This is a genomic window from Stenotrophomonas testudinis, assembly GCF_024499815.1.
Classification (GTDB): Bacteria; Pseudomonadota; Gammaproteobacteria; order Xanthomonadales; family Xanthomonadaceae; genus Stenotrophomonas.
In genome coordinates this window covers 40,670-54,544 of the sequence record NZ_JAMOKY010000026.1, presented here as the reverse complement: position 1 = coordinate 54,544, position 13,875 = coordinate 40,670, and the positions used below count along the sequence as shown (strand labels likewise).

Genomic DNA, 13,875 nt, shown 5'->3' with positions numbered 1-13,875 from the left:
CCCCCCCCCCCCCCCCCCCCCCCCCCCCCCCCCCCCCCCCCCCCCCCCCCCCCCCCCCCCCCCCGCTCGACTCTACAAGAGCCATAACCAAAGCAGCCGAGCATGCGCCCGGATCTACAGATTCAGGCCCGGCACACCGGCGGGCGGGCGCCCATCCACTGCGCGGCACCCGGCCGCAGCACGATCGCTTCCCCATCCTGCCCCCGCAGATAGCGCACACGAATCCGCGTGCGCTCACGGGTGATCGACAACAGCGCCGGCGCTCCCGCAGCCTCGGCCGCAACCGTGGTGCCGCCTTCCTCGCGCAGCACCAGTACCTGCGGTGGCAGTCCCTCGCCTTCGAAGGGCTGCCAGAGCACGGCCGTGCCGCCGCCGTAGGCAATGAAGGACAGCTCTGCGCCCAGCAGGTCACCCGATTGCGGGTGCACGCAGACGTTGGAGTAGCTGCCCTGCCAACCCGATGCGGACACCGGGTTGGCAACCACAAGGCCCGTGCACAGCAGCGCGGCCCACATCATTGCCCTGGACATCCCTGTCACTCCTCGGCCTATGGCCTGGTGTTGGTGATGGGCGAACTCTACTTCGCCGAGACATGCTCGACTGCTTCTGATCTTCTGTAGAGCCGAACCATGCTCGGCTGCTTCTACCAACAGCAGTCGAGCATGGCTCAACCCTACAGAAGCCAGAGCCACAGCAGCCGAGCGTGGGCTCGGCTCTACAAGTACAACGCTCCGGCTATTTTGCGGAAACCCGCCACACCACATCGCCGACATCGTCGGCCACCAGCAGCGCGCCGTCGGCGTCCATCGCCATGCCCACCGGGGCGCCCATCAGGGTCTTTTCATCCTTGGAGGTGAAGCCGCTGACCACCGCTTCCGGGCGCCCGGTCGGCTTGCCATCCTTGAACGCGACGTAGACCACTTCGTAGCCGCTCAGCGGCGAACGGTCCCAGCTGCCGTGTTCGCCGATGAACGCGCCGCCGTGGTACTTCGCCGGCAGCGTCTGCGCCGTGTAGAACATCAGGCCCAGCGGCGCCACGTGCGAGCCGATGGCGTAGTCCGGCACGATGGCCTTGGCCACCAGGTCCGGCCGCTGCGGCTGCACGCGCTCGTCCACGTGCTGGCCGTAGTAGCTGTAGGGCCAGCCGTAGAAGCCGTCTTCCTTCACCGAGGTCAGGTAGTCGGGCACCAGGTCGGCACCGATCTCATCGCGCTCGTTGGCGACCGCCCATAGCTTGCCGGTGCTCGGTTCCAGGTCCAGGCCGGTGGGGTTGCGGATGCCCGACGCGTAGATGCGGCTGCCACGGGTGGCCACGTCCACTTCCAGCACCACCGCGCGGCGGTACTCGACGGCCAGCCCGTTCTCGGTGATGTTGCTGTTGGATCCCACGCCCACGTACAGCTTGCTGCCATCGGCGCTCGCGCGCAGATCCTTGGTCCAGTGGTGGTTGATGGTGCTGGGCAGGTCGGTGAACTCGCGACCCTTGTCGGTCATGCGGGTTTCGCCGGGCACGTAGTGGTACTGCATGATGTTGCCGGTGTTGGCTACGTACAGCGTGTCACCGATGAGCTGGATGCCGAACGGCGAATGCAGGCCTTCGATGTAGACGTGCTGGGTCCAGGTATCGGTGCCCGGCGTGCGGCGCAGCAGGGTGACCCGGTTGCCGCCCTTGCCGGCCTTGCCCGAGCGCGCCTTCACCTTGCCGGCGATCCACTGCTTGGGCGTGGTGACCGGCTCTTCGCCGGGGCCATTGCCTTCCACCACCAGCACATCGCCGTTGGGCAGGGTGAGCAGGCGGCGCGGGTGCTGCAGGTTGGCGGCGATGCGCTCGATCTTCAGGCCCTCGGCCACGGTAGGCGCCTGGCCGTCGGCCCAGCCCACGCCCTTGGGCACCTGCATGGGTGGCATGAGGAAGTTGGCCGGCTTGGGCAGCGGCGGCTGCGCACCGGACTGGTCGGCCGGATGGTATTCGGCTTTGCCCGCGCAGGCGGCCAGCATCACCGACAGCGAGAGGATGCCCAGCGCGGGCAGGATGCGATCAGCCATGACGACCTCCGTGCAGCACCGGGAGCTGCAGCGACAGCAGGATGAAACCGATGGCGATCAGGCCCACGGTCAACGCGGAAAGAATGGTGCCCGGCACAGCCACCGCGTAAGCATCGCGGCTGTGTACGAAGGCGTTCCAGATGGCCAGCACGATGGCGACCAGGTTCAGCAGGAAATCCACGCGGTCCAGGCCGGTGGCGGTGCCATTGCGGCGCCAGACCGCGAACAGGTTGATCAGCCGCGGGATGATGGCGATGAGCAGACCGAAGGTGATGAGCCAGGCGGCGGACTTTCCCCACATCACCTCGGCGGTGTTGAGGTAGAGGACGTCGAGGATGAGGCCGGCCACGAAGAAACCGAACGGTATTGGATTCAGCAGGCTGAAAAGCGTGGTACCCAAGCCGCGATGGGCCTGGGCGACGGGATTGACCATGGTCGTGCTCCGGATAGGAAGGGGGTACACGGCCGTAGTAGCACAGCCGGCGGGGAGGTCGCGCGATGATGGCCGTTGGGGGTGGCGCCGGGCTTGGATGGATGTGCCGACCAACGGTCGGCACCTACCGGGATGGCCACGACCGGCGGCACCGGCCAATCGCGGCGATCAGACCGGCAGCAGCCTTCCGTCTTCACTGCGTTCGAAGGCGGTACCCGCCGGCGCGTCCACCACTGCCAGAACGGCACGATCGTAGTTGGCGATGGTGTTCACGTTGTACACGCCGGAGTTTCCTGTTTCGTCCAGGTAATCCTCGGTCTCGTCGCCGGCAAGAAAGCGCCAGCCACTGTCGACGTCGTTGTCGGGCTCCTCGCGATAGCAGTAGCCCACGGGCTGGCCATCAACGGTGATGCGATCGGTGGCGATGCATGCGCCATAGCCCTCCAGCAGCGGGCTGATCTGCTCGGCGGTGAGTCGGAATTGTTTCGGCTTCATGGTGCCTCCTCAGCGGACGCAGGATGGCATGGGAGAAGTATGCCGAGCCCGGAGGGATGTGCCGACCAACGGTCGGCACCCACCAGGGCGATGGTCGGGGTCAGATCCCTTTGCGGCGCAAAGGGCTCTGACCCCACACCAGGGCGGCCTCAGGCCAGCGAGGCCAGCGCGTCCACCAGCGCGTCCATCTGCTGCGGCCGGGTGAACACCGACGGCGTGACCCTCACGCAGGCGCCCGATTCCAGGCCATCGCGGTACGTGGTGAACACGCGGTGCTCATCCAGCAAGCGCTTCTGCAGCGCCATGTTGTCGGCCACGCTGGTGCGGCCGCGCAGGCGGAAGCTGGCCAGTGCGCTGGCCAATGCCGGGTCCGGCGAGGACAGCACTTCCAGGTGCGCCATCTGCCGCGCGGGCACCGTCCAGCGCTCGCGCAGGTAACGCAGGCGTGCCTGCTTGTTGGCCGAGCCGATGCGCTGGTGCAAGGCAATCGCTTCAGGCAACGCCAGATACGCGGCGAAATTGACCGTACCGGTGTGCACGCGGCTGCCCACGCGCCCATCGTCGGTCTCGCCCATGTACGGGTCGAGGTCGGCCACGCGGCCCTTGCGCACGTACATCGCACCCACACCCACCGGCGCGCCGATCCACTTGTGCAGGTTGATGCCCACGAAATCGGCCTTCAGGTCCGGCACGGCGAAGGCGATCTGGCCGAAGCCATGGGCGGCATCGACGATCACATCGATACCGCGCGCACGCGCACGCTCGGCAATCTCGGCCACCGGCAGCACCAGGCCGTGGCGGTGGCTGACCTGGGTCAGCAGCACCAGCTTCAGCTTCGGCAGCCGCGCGAAGGCGGCATCGTAGGCCTGCAGGATCTGCGCGCGATCGGGCACGGCCGGCAGGGCAATGCGCTCCACCTGCACGCCGCGCCGCTGCTGCAGCCAGCGCATGGCGCCGATCATGCTGTCGTAGTCCACATCGGCGTACAGCACCTGGTCGCCCGGTGCGAGGCGGTTGTAGCCGCCGATCAGGGCCAGCATCGCCTCGGTGGCGCCACGGGTCAGCACGATCTCGTCGGTGCCCACGCCCAGCATGTCGGCCACCTGGCGGTGCACGGCCATGTACTCGGCAGGGAACGTGTGGCGCCCATACCAGGCGTTGCCGCGGTTCACCTCGGCGGTGTGCCGCTGGTAGCTGGCCAGGGTCTCGCGACCCATCGCGCCCCAGTAGCCGTTTTCCAGGTGGTTCACTTCATCGGTGATATCGAAGTGGCTGGCCACGGCGGCCCAGTAGCCTTCATCGCGGGCCAGCACGTCCGGCGCCACGGTCGTTGCAGGAATTTCCATGGCTGCAGGATAGCGTGCAGCGACCATGGCAGGCAGTGAAGACAATGCTGCGGCAGCCGGCAGCAGGGTGCCGGCGCGCAGCAGGTTACGACGGCGGCTGTCCATCAGAAGGTCAGCCGGTACTGCGCGTACACGTTGGCGCCGTCGGTGTCGTAGGGTGCGTTGCGCGAGTAGATCAGGCCGCGGCTGGCCTGGAAGGTCGCCTTGTCCGGGTAACGGTCGAACACGTTGTCCACGCCCACGCGCAGGCTGTGATGCTCGTTGATGCGGTAGCCGGCGGCCAGGTCGAGGAAGGTCATGTCGCCGAAGCGCTGGTAGATATCGCCGGTCGCATTGCCGGTCGAATCGGTCCAGGCGCCGTAGTAGCGCACGCGCGCCATCAGCGACCACGCGCCCACGTCCCACGTACCGGTGAAGCTGCCCTTGTGCTCCGGCAGGCGGTCTTCGAACAGCACGCGCTGGGTTTCGTTGGTGGCCACCGAGGTGCTGCCGTTGTCCACGCGGGTGCGGTTGACGTTGTAGGCCAGGGTCAGCGTCATGCGGCCGATGCCGAGGTCGCGCAGGTAGTTGCCGACCACGTCGACGCCGCTGGTGGTGGTGTCGAAATCGTTGGTGAAGTAGTTGACCGAGGTATAGCCCAGCGGATTGGGCGTGCCGACCGGAATGGCGAAACTGGCCGACTGGCTGAAGCGATCGCTGAGCTTGATGCGGTACACATCCACCGAGCCGGACAGGCCCACATCGGTGCGCCAGGTCAGGCCCAGCGAGGCAGTGCGCGATTCTTCCGGGGTGAGCGGCTTGGCGCCGAGCAGCTGCGCCAGCGGATCATTCGGCGACAGGCGACCGCTGGTGAAGATCTGCAGGGTGCGCGTGTCCAGGCCCTGGGTGGTGCTGGTGGTGTTCAACTGCGCCGGGGTCGGCGCGCGGAAGCCGGTGGAGAACGTACCGCGCAGGGCCACGTCCGGGGTGATCGCAAAGCGAGCCGACAGCTTGCCGTCCACGGTATTGCCAAAGCTGGAGAAGTCTTCATAGCGGCCGGCGGCACCGATGCTCCAGCGCTCGCCCAGCGGCACTTCCATATCGACATAGGCGGCGTGGCTGCGCTGGTCCCACTTGCCGGCCTGGGTATCGGAGAAGCCCGGTGCGCCGTTGGCATTGGCTTCCAGGCCTGCCGCTGCGCCGGGGCCGACCGCGTACGAAGCCGGATCGCCGGCGCGCACTTCATAGGTTTCCTGGCGGAACTCGGCACCGAAGGCGACGTTGACCGGCTTGGCCAGCGCGGCGACGTCCCACTCGTAATTGAAGTCGACGTTGGCGTTCTTCTCGGCCTGGGTCAGGCGGCCGAGGTCGAACGAGGTCGGGCTGTCCAGGCCCAGCGAGGCGTTGATCGCATTGTCCAGGCTGTAATCGATGGCGTTGCGGCCGTACGACGCGCTGACATCCCAGCGCAGCTTGGGAGTGATCTCGCCGCGCAGGCCGCCCACCAGCTGCAGGTCGTTCTGCACATTGCCGTACTGCGGGCTGAAGCCCACCGGATAGATGGAACGCAGATCCCAGCCGGGGAAAATGCTGGTGGTGCGGTAGGCGCCGGTGGTGGTGTCCGGGTTGCGCCAGTTGAAATCGCTGACGCCATCGCTGTGGCTATACAGGCCGAAGGCATAGACCTCCAGCGTATCGCTGGCATTGGCCTTCAGGTTGAAGCCCACGCGGCGGCTTTCCAGCTCCGGCTGGCCCCAGCGCTGCACGGGATTGGGCACGTCCAGATCCGGGTGCGCGGCCTGGAAGGCGATGGCATCGGGACGCTGGCGGGTGCGCGAGGTGGCATCGGAGTTCGACGATTCAGCGAACAGCGCCAGGCTGCCGTAGTCGCCCAGCGCCCAGCCGGTGCGGGCGCTGAAATCGCGCGAGGCACCATCGCCCTGCGCGTACTGCGAGTAGCCCGCGGTGATTTCGGTGCCGGGGCTGTCTTCAAGAATGATGTTGATGACGCCGGCGATGGCGTCCGACCCGTACTGCGCCGAGGCACCGTCGCGCAGCACTTCGATGCGCTTGATGGCACTGGTCGGAATCTGCGCGAGGTCAGCGGCCTGTGCACCGCGGTTGCCCAGCAGCGCACTGCGGTGGAAACGACGGCCGTTGACCAGCACCAGGGTCTGGTCCGGCGACAGGCCACGCAGCGTGGCCGGGCGCACGAACACCTGGCCATCGGCCATCGGCAGGCGCTGCACCACGAACGACGGCACCAGCTGCGCCAGCACGTCCTTCAGGTCGGTGGAATCAACGGACGTGATGTCTTCCTTGGTAAACACATCCACCGGCGCCAGCGTTTCGAACTGGGTGCGGTTGGAGGCGCGGGTGCCGGTGACCAGCATGGCGTCCAGCTGGGTCGGCGCGGCGGCATGGGTGCCGCCATCAGGGGTGTCTGCCGTACTGGCATCTGCTGCGATCGCGCCTCCTGCGCTGACCATGGAAAGGGCGAGGAGGATGGAACGCGACAACAACGAGCTCTGCACGACGGGTACTCCGGGACTGCACGACAGGGTCAGGCGCGCCTGTACAGGCGGCCTGGACAAGTCGCGCAGTCTCGGCGCGATGTGTGAAGCGGGCATGACGCGAAGACGACAGTTTTCGCGGCCCAACCCGCCTGGTGACGCCCGGAAATCGCCTGTGCCGCAAGAACTGCTAAACGCTGCACGCGGTGATCCGCTACGCTCCCAGGCAAGCAACCCGGGGGGCGCAATGAGCGCGGCAAGCCAGGCACTGTGGTACATCGAGACGCACGCCGCGCGGCCGCTGGCATTGGCTGATATCGCAGCGGCTGCCGGCGTTTCGCCCTTCCATCTGTCGCGCCTGTTCCAGGCACGCACCGGCACCTCGGTCGTGCGCTACCTGCGCGGGCGGCGCCTGACCGCCGCGGCCCAGCAACTGGTGGCCGGTGCGACGGACATCCTGCCGGTCGCCCTGGAAGCCGGCTACTCCACCCATGCGGCATTCACCCGCGCGTTCTGCGAGCAGTTCGGGCAGACACCCGAACGGGTGCGCGACAACGGCCTGGACGGCCTGCCTCTGGTACACGCCGTGCGGCTGGACGATGCGCCCTCACCCTGCACCGAAGCACCACGCCTGCTGGATGCGCCTGCGCTGGATCTGGCGGGCATCGGCCAACGCCATGGGCGCGAGGGCAGCGGGGCCATCCCCAGCCAATGGGCGCGACTGAACCGCTCTTGGCAATCGCCGGTTCCGGTCAGTTTCGGCGTGTGCTGCAACCACGATGATGACGGCGGCTTCGACTACGTGGCCGCGCTTCCGGCCAGCGCACTGCCGTCCGTGCCCGCGGGCTGGCAGCGCGTGCGGGTGCCGGCGCAGCGCTATCTGGTGGCGTGGCACGGCGGGCACATCTCAGCCATCCGCTCAACCTGGTTCTGGCTGCTGGACACCTACCTGCCCTCGGCCGGGCTGGATCTGGCCAACACCCCAGAACTGGAGCGCTACGACGCGCGCTTCGATGAGCACAGCGGCCATGGCGGCATGGAGATCTGGCTGCCGGTCACCGAACGATCCCACTGAAAGGACACAGGCAATGCAGATGAAGGGAATGCTGTTGGCGCTGTTGTGCAGCGTGTTTCCGCCGGCCGTGCTGGCGCAGGACTGGAAGGCGGGTGAACAGCACGGCACGACCGCGTTGCCCAGTGCACGGGTGCGTGATGCTCAGCAGCGCGCCACGCTGCGCTTCACCGTATGGTACCCGGCACCCGCATCCAGCAACGAGACACCGCTGACCATTGGCGCGCCGGATGCCCCGTTGTTTGACGTGGGCAGATCGGCTATCGGCGCGCCCATCGCGGGTGATCGACTGCCCACACTGCTGCTGTCGCATGGCAACGGCGGCAGCGCACGGATGATGGGATGGCTGGGTACGGCACTGGCCCGCGCAGGGTATCTGGTGATTGCGGTGGACCACCCCGGCAACAACGGTGCCGACGAAATGACGCTGGCCGGCAGCATGCTGGCCTGGTTGCGCGCTGACGATCTGCAGGCCGCGTTGGCGGCGGTGCAGGCGGATCCTCGCCTAGGCCAGCATGTGGACGCGCAGCGCCTGGGCGTCGTCGGCTTCTCGGCTGGTGGTTACACCGCCTTGCTTGCCGCCGGTGCACGGCCCGAGCTGCAGCGTCTGCTGGATTTCTGCACGGGCCATCCGGACGACGGCGTGTGCCTACCGCAGCAGGAAGCCGCGAAGCATACGCTGCAGGCTCGGCTGCAAGCGGCTGCATCCCCGCAGCTGCGGCCGTACATGGCAGCGGCTGATCAGTCGCGCGCGATCAGCGGCGTGCGTGCCGTCTATCTGCTGGCGCCGGCGATCGTGCAGGCGTTTGCGCCCGCGCAGCTGCAGGCGCTGCGGCAACCGGTGTCCGTTGTGCTTGGCGATGGCGATGCAGTGGCTCCGCCGGCCACGAACGGCGAGATACTGGCGGCGCAGGTACCCGGGGCGACGCTGCAGCGTCTTGCGGGCGTGGGTCACTATGATTTTCTGGCCACTTGCACGCCGCTGGGAGAACAGCGTATTGCGCCGTTGTGCAGCGGCACGGTGCCCCGCTCGCGCACCCATCGTGAGGTTGAAGCGGAGGCCGTCGCGTTCTTTGGCCGGGCGCTTCAGTAGAGGCCAGCCTGCTTCACTGAATGGCGTGCGGGAAAGCGTGCCGACCACGGCTGGCATCTGCCAGGACAAAGCAGTGCCGTGGGGTAGAATCGAAGCATCGCGCACGCAAGGAGACCGCATCATGCGCCTGCTACACCTCACCCTGCCGGTGTCCGACGTGGGCACTGTCGCCGCCTGGTTCCACGACGTGCTGCAGCTGCGCGTGGTCGGCAACCACGTGCACATCGGCTGGAGCACGATCGAACTGCAAGCGGCCAACGGACAGCCGCTGGGCGGCGTGCACCTGGCCTTCAACGTGCCCGACAACCGCTTCAACGAGGCCATGACGTGGCTGCGCGAGCGCGTACCGCTGCAGCGCAATCCCGAGGGCATCGACTACTTCGCGCTGGAGAGCAACTGGCAGTCGCAATCGGTGTACTTCACCGGGCCGGATGGATTGATCCTGGAACTGATCGGCCGCAAGCGCCTGCCGGCCAGCACGCATGGTGGCGCGTTCCACGGCAGTGAGCTGACCTGCCTGAGTGAAGTGGGCCTGCCGAGTGCGGACGTGGATGCGGTGCGTGCGCAGGCCAGTGCGCGTTTCGGAGTGCAGCCGCTCAGCCCGCCCTCATCGCATTTCGCACCGATGGGCGATGACGAAGGCTTGTTGATCGTAGCGGCCGCCGACCGCCGCTGGTTCCCCGAGCAGAAGGATCTGCCCAACGCGCAGGGTCTGCTGCTGCGCGTGGGTGATGTGCAGGGCAGCGGCGAGCTGGCCGATGCAGCGCAGGGGTGGCGGGTGGTCGCGTAGAACCAGGCCATGCGTGGATGCGCGGTCCACGGTAGCGCCGGGCCATGCCGGCGGACGCTGTCCCGGCGCGGAGGGACGTGTCAACCTCGGCTGACACCTACCAACTGCCCGACGCGCCCCCACCGCCACTGCTGCCACCGCCGCCGGACCAACTGCTGTCCGACGATGATGACGACGAGCCCGAGCGGCCGCTGCGACGGTCATCGTCATCACCGCTACCGGTGCTGCCAAGTCCCACCAGCATCGCCACATTCCAGGCAACGTAGCCGCCTGCACCGAAGATGATCAACAGCGCGGCCGGGTCGAACGGATCAGCGCGGGTCAGCGCCCAGCCCAGGCCTGCCCCGAACACGCCGCAGAAGGCCAGCGCGCGTACGACAAACCCACGCTGGCTGGTCTGCCAGCAATTGCGTGCCAGCGCCAGCGGCAACCCCACCACCCCACAGGCGATGCCGGTGAGGAAGTACAGCGCAACATGCACGAACAGGCCCGGTACGGTGCCTCGCGTGACCAGCACGAAGACGTTGATGGCCGTGCTGGCTACCAGCATCGCCCACAGCAGTCGCCGGGTGCCTGCGCTCTGGTTCCAGCGCCGCCCGCAGGACCAGGCCAGCGGTACCAGCAGGACCAGCAGGAACACCACCGGCACCACCAGGCGCGGCTGCCACGCCGCCATGCCCAGGGCGGCCAGCACGATGATGGCCAGCCAGTTCCAGGGCCGCGACCACCAGCGCCGCGCCGGGACGGCCGCACGGCGGCCATGCCAGCGCCCCAGGCCGAACGCGCAGGCCATGGCCAGCAACAGGATGCTGTCCATGGCCTGCCAGGTCAGATCCAGCAGATGGTTGCTGCGCGGCGCCGGCAAAGGCTCACCATCGATCAAGCGGACCACCTGCGCACTTCCGTCGATCACGCCCTGGTCGATATCGCCGTCGCGGAAGCGCGGCAGGATCGTCTCTTCGATGATGCGCTTGGCATACGCATCGGGAATCGCGCCTTCCAGGCCGTAGCCCGGCTGGATGCGTACGTGGCGGTCCTGCACGGCCACCAGCAGCAGCACGCCGTCGTCCACACCCTTGCGCCCCAGCTGCCACTGGTCGTACACGCGCTGGGCATAGGCTTCGATGCTTTCATCGCCGGTGCTGCCCACCACCAGCACCTGCAGCTGCGCGCCGCCGCTTCGCTCGAACAGCGCGCGCGACTGCTGCTGCAGTCGGTCGGTGGTGCTGGCCGAAAGCACACCGGTGGGATCGACCACCGGCGAATCCAGCGCGGGGATCGGGGTCTGGGCGATGGCCGGCAAGGGCACTGCGAACAGCAGCATCGCGCACCACAGGTAGGACAGCAGGTGCCGGTGCATTCGTTGCGGTCGTGCCATCACCTTCTCCATCGTCTTTCCTTCGGCCGCCCTGCAACGTCTTTTTGTAGAGTCGAGCCATGCTCGACTTCGCCTGACAGAAGCAGTCGAGCGTGGCTTGACTCTACAAATGCCAAGAGCAGTCGAGCATGGCTCGACTCTACATGGCGCCGGCTTCGATCTCCGCATGCAGCGCCTGCAAGCGCGACACCTGGGCGTCGAACACCTGCAGGTCCGCATCCACCAGCGCTGACCAGTCCGGTGCGTGGCCCAGCAGCTGCGCCACCTGTTCCTGTGGCGCGCGGTCGAAGCCTTCGGACAACACGGCCAGGAAGCGCTGGCGGAAGCCCTGCGGATCCTGCTGCTCCTGCACGTACAGCTGCACGGCAACCAGGCCGGCGAACAGATAGTTGGCCAGATACAGTGGATCTTCGTACATCAGCCGCTTGGTTTCCCAGGTGGCACCCAGTGCCGGGTAGCGATCGGCCATCATCCCGTAACCGGACAGCACCTTCAGTGTCAGCGCATCGAGGTCATCGGCCGTACCCAGCGTGCCGGCGGCCACGCCCTGGTAGATCGACTGCTCCAGCTGCGCCTCCTCGGAGGCGATGAACAGCTGCAGCACGATGTCATCCAGCAGCGACTTCAGGTAGTACGCCTTGGCGCGGGGGTCCTGCGCCTGCTGGTACAGCTGGTCGCGGAATTCCAGCTCGTTGAAGATCGCGTAGGCCTCGTTCAACCACGACGTGCCATTGCGATAGAACGCCGACACGTTCCCACGCTCCATCCATTGCCCATGCACGGCATGCCCGGCCTCGTGCACGACCTCCACATCACTTTCCAGCGTGCCACCGCGCTGGCCGACGAACAGCAGGGAGGGCACACCTGGAGCTGTTACCGGGAAGGCGTCGGCGCTACGCGGACCCAGCGTCGGGGCCATGTCCATGCGCCGCTGCGCCGGGTCGAGCAGTGCGCGTACTCCACCGGCGTACGCGGGTCCCAGCCCGCGCATCGCATCGGTGGCGGTATCGCGCACCTGCTCAAGGGTGAGGACCGGCGGTACGAAGCCTGCATCGGGCAGGCTGAGATCCCAGATCTGCGGGTCGGCCATGCCCATATGCTCGGCATGCCGCAAAAGCTCGTGCTGGTAGGCACGGCGCTGCGAAGCATGGCGCTGCACGGCGGCCAGGGTGGCCTGTACCGCGTCCGGGTCCAGGCCCATGCGGCGGTAGCTGTGCTCGGGGGCGCTGCCATCCCCCTGCAGTTGCGAGGCGCGATCGTTGACCTGCACCAGCGCCAGCAGCGTGCTGGCCATGGCCTCGCGCTGCGATGCCACGCCCTGCCAGTAGCCCTTCCAGCCGGCCTCGCGCAGCGCACGGTCCGGGTGCCGTGACAGCGCCGTGCTGTCCTTGCGGCTGTCCAGCAGTCCGCCGTTGCTGGGGAACGACGGATAGCTGGCGTGCTGCAGCAGCTGCCGCTGCAGGCGTGCGAATGCATCCAGGGCCGGGCTGGCAACCTCGTCCACGGCATCTTCCACGCCTGCGGCAGGCGGCGTCGTGGAGATGCCGGTGTTGCCCAGCGCGCGCGTGCGCAGCCAGGCATAGGGCGCCACCCAGCGCGCGTCGGCCGGTGCATCGACCAACGCCTTGCGCGCGATTCCGGCGGCGTCATCGCATACATCCGCGACGGCCCGCTGCGCCTGCACCGGGCGGGAGTCACGTGCATTGCGGGCGGCCTGCAGGTGCAGGTAGGCGCGATGACGCTGGCATTCGCCGAGCAGGCGCTCGGCCTGCTGTACGCGCGTGGCGGGGTCCGTCGGGCCGGCATCGCGCAGTGTGGCGACAGCAGCGGAGAGTCTGGTGCGTGCCGCCTGTTCGGCCGCCGCATCGGCGAACCAGCCGCTGTCGTCGGCGTGCAGCGTCTGCGCGCTGAGCGCGCCTGTGGCGAGCAGCAGCACGCTGGCGGTGATCGATCGCATCCTGCGGGTGTTCATGACAACGTCCTTTGTAGAGTCGAACCATGCTCGACTGCGCCTGGCAGAAGCAGTCGAGCAAGCTCGACTCTACGCCATTACCCAACCTGCGGCAGGGTCAGATCGATTCGTCTTCACGCTTGACCAGCTGCCAGCACGGCCTGCGGGCGAAGGTGTAGGTCTGCTGGTCGCTGGTGTCGGGGATGCGCATCTGTACCTGCATCTGGCCGTCGGCCAGAGCGGTGACCTGCATCTCGCGGCCGAGACCCTTCAGCGTGGCCGGGTCCGGCATCACCGGCCACTCGACGTCAACCAGCGCCAGGGTGCGTTGAACCGTGGCCGGTTCGGGCTCGGCGTCGGCATCGATGTAGCTGTCCAGCAGCGGATCGGCCGTGGCCGCTTCCTGCAGGGCGATCTCATGACCGAAGTGCGCGAGGAACTCCTCGAAGACCGGGTGGGGGCACTGCGTGCCCGCATCGGCCGTGGCGGCAACCGGCGCGGCCGGGGCGCTGGCGGTGGCGGCCGTGCTGGCCGGGGCCGGCGCCGCAGCTTCGGCCGGTGTTGCCTGTGGCGCGGGCTTGCAGGCCGACAGCGCAAGCCCGAGGGCAAGTGCCAGGGCGGCGTAGTGAAGCTGGTTCAAGGGATCCTCCTGATTCCGGGTCGGTCGCGCGGGTGCTTGGCGCGGGGCAGGCAAGCATAGCCACGGTCGGGTTGACTGCGCTTCCACATCCGTGGCCACGAACTGCCGCGGGCCGCGGGGGTAGACTAGCCCGCTCCCG

Annotated in this window: 12 protein-coding genes; 3 read left to right on the top strand and 9 right to left on the bottom strand. The window is 67.7% G+C overall.

Annotated elements, in window-relative coordinates:
* Positions 1-122 precede the first annotated feature (122 nt).
* The 6 genes from NQ204_RS13995 to NQ204_RS13970 form a co-directional block, all read right to left on the bottom strand.
* Positions 123-530 carry a hypothetical protein gene (locus tag NQ204_RS13995; protein WP_133249375.1) on the bottom strand — a complete coding sequence of 136 codons (408 nt, stop codon included), beginning with the start codon at positions 528-530 and terminating at the stop codon, positions 123-125.
* 205 nt (positions 531-735) lie between these two features.
* Entirely contained in the window at positions 736-2,046 is a 1,311-nt protein-coding gene (locus tag NQ204_RS13990; RefSeq protein ID WP_116862519.1) for a PQQ-dependent sugar dehydrogenase, read from the bottom strand.
* Positions 2,039-2,479, bottom strand: coding sequence for a hypothetical protein (locus NQ204_RS13985; protein WP_256644196.1), 441 nt, complete (start codon positions 2,477-2,479; stop codon positions 2,039-2,041). The genes NQ204_RS13990 and NQ204_RS13985 overlap by 8 nt, the downstream gene beginning before the upstream one ends.
* 168 nt (positions 2,480-2,647) lie before the next feature.
* On the bottom strand, positions 2,648-2,974 hold the full coding sequence (locus tag NQ204_RS13980) for a DUF2185 domain-containing protein (RefSeq protein ID WP_256644195.1): 327 nt from the start codon (positions 2,972-2,974) through the stop codon (positions 2,648-2,650).
* Positions 2,975-3,123: 149 nt separating this feature from the next.
* On the bottom strand, positions 3,124-4,425 hold the full coding sequence (locus tag NQ204_RS13975; protein ID WP_256644194.1) for an aminotransferase class V-fold PLP-dependent enzyme: 1,302 nt from the start codon (positions 4,423-4,425) through the stop codon (positions 3,124-3,126).
* The gene (locus NQ204_RS13970; RefSeq protein WP_256644193.1) at positions 4,425-6,833 is read right to left on the bottom strand and encodes a TonB-dependent receptor plug domain-containing protein; all 2,409 of its coding nucleotides are present in this window, start codon (positions 6,831-6,833) and stop codon (positions 4,425-4,427) included. The genes NQ204_RS13975 and NQ204_RS13970 overlap by 1 nt, the downstream gene beginning before the upstream one ends.
* A gap of 226 nt (positions 6,834-7,059) precedes the next feature.
* Here NQ204_RS13970 and NQ204_RS13965 point away from each other — a divergent pair, with 226 nt between their 5' ends.
* From NQ204_RS13965 to NQ204_RS13955, 3 genes are all read left to right on the top strand, one after another.
* Positions 7,060-7,887, top strand: a complete 828-nt coding sequence (locus tag NQ204_RS13965) for an AraC family transcriptional regulator (RefSeq protein WP_256644192.1) — start codon at positions 7,060-7,062, stop codon at positions 7,885-7,887.
* Positions 7,888-7,900: 13 nt separating this feature from the next.
* A complete protein-coding gene (locus NQ204_RS13960) occupies positions 7,901-8,977 on the top strand; it encodes an alpha/beta hydrolase family protein (protein ID WP_488192365.1) in 1,077 nt (358 codons plus the stop codon).
* Between the two features lie 121 nt (positions 8,978-9,098).
* Positions 9,099-9,767, top strand: coding sequence for a VOC family protein (locus NQ204_RS13955; RefSeq protein ID WP_256644191.1), 669 nt, complete (start codon positions 9,099-9,101; stop codon positions 9,765-9,767).
* Positions 9,768-9,864: 97 nt separating this feature from the next.
* On the opposite strand, the gene NQ204_RS13950 is transcribed toward NQ204_RS13955, so the two are convergent.
* The 3 genes from NQ204_RS13950 to NQ204_RS13940 form a co-directional block, all read right to left on the bottom strand.
* Positions 9,865-11,145, bottom strand: coding sequence for a TPM domain-containing protein (locus NQ204_RS13950; RefSeq protein ID WP_256644190.1), 1,281 nt, complete (start codon positions 11,143-11,145; stop codon positions 9,865-9,867).
* A gap of 139 nt (positions 11,146-11,284) precedes the next feature.
* Positions 11,285-13,117, bottom strand: a complete 1,833-nt coding sequence (locus NQ204_RS13945) for a M3 family metallopeptidase (RefSeq protein ID WP_116862510.1) — start codon at positions 13,115-13,117, stop codon at positions 11,285-11,287.
* A gap of 97 nt (positions 13,118-13,214) precedes the next feature.
* On the bottom strand, positions 13,215-13,736 hold the full coding sequence (locus tag NQ204_RS13940) for a hypothetical protein (RefSeq protein WP_256644189.1): 522 nt from the start codon (positions 13,734-13,736) through the stop codon (positions 13,215-13,217).
* Between the last annotated feature and the right edge of the window lie 139 nt (positions 13,737-13,875).

Bases quoted from the DNA above. Each gene is read 5' to 3' on its own strand.
- NQ204_RS13995 (WP_133249375.1), bottom strand. From the start codon at position 530: ATGTCCAGGGCAATGATGTGGGCCGCGCTGCTGTGCACGGGCCTTGTG.
- NQ204_RS13990 (WP_116862519.1), bottom strand. From the start codon at position 2,046: ATGGCTGATCGCATCCTGCCCGCGCTGGGCATCCTCTCGCTGTCGGTG.
- NQ204_RS13985 (WP_256644196.1), bottom strand. From the start codon at position 2,479: ATGGTCAATCCCGTCGCCCAGGCCCATCGCGGCTTGGGTACCACGCTT.
- NQ204_RS13980 (WP_256644195.1), bottom strand. From the start codon at position 2,974: ATGAAGCCGAAACAATTCCGACTCACCGCCGAGCAGATCAGCCCGCTG.
- NQ204_RS13975 (WP_256644194.1), bottom strand. From the start codon at position 4,425: ATGGACAGCCGCCGTCGTAACCTGCTGCGCGCCGGCACCCTGCTGCCG.
- NQ204_RS13965 (WP_256644192.1), top strand. From the start codon at position 7,060: ATGAGCGCGGCAAGCCAGGCACTGTGGTACATCGAGACGCACGCCGCG.
- NQ204_RS13960 (WP_488192365.1), top strand. From the start codon at position 7,901: ATGCAGATGAAGGGAATGCTGTTGGCGCTGTTGTGCAGCGTGTTTCCG.
- NQ204_RS13955 (WP_256644191.1), top strand. From the start codon at position 9,099: ATGCGCCTGCTACACCTCACCCTGCCGGTGTCCGACGTGGGCACTGTC.
- NQ204_RS13950 (WP_256644190.1), bottom strand. From the start codon at position 11,145: ATGGCACGACCGCAACGAATGCACCGGCACCTGCTGTCCTACCTGTGG.
- NQ204_RS13945 (WP_116862510.1), bottom strand. From the start codon at position 13,117: ATGAACACCCGCAGGATGCGATCGATCACCGCCAGCGTGCTGCTGCTC.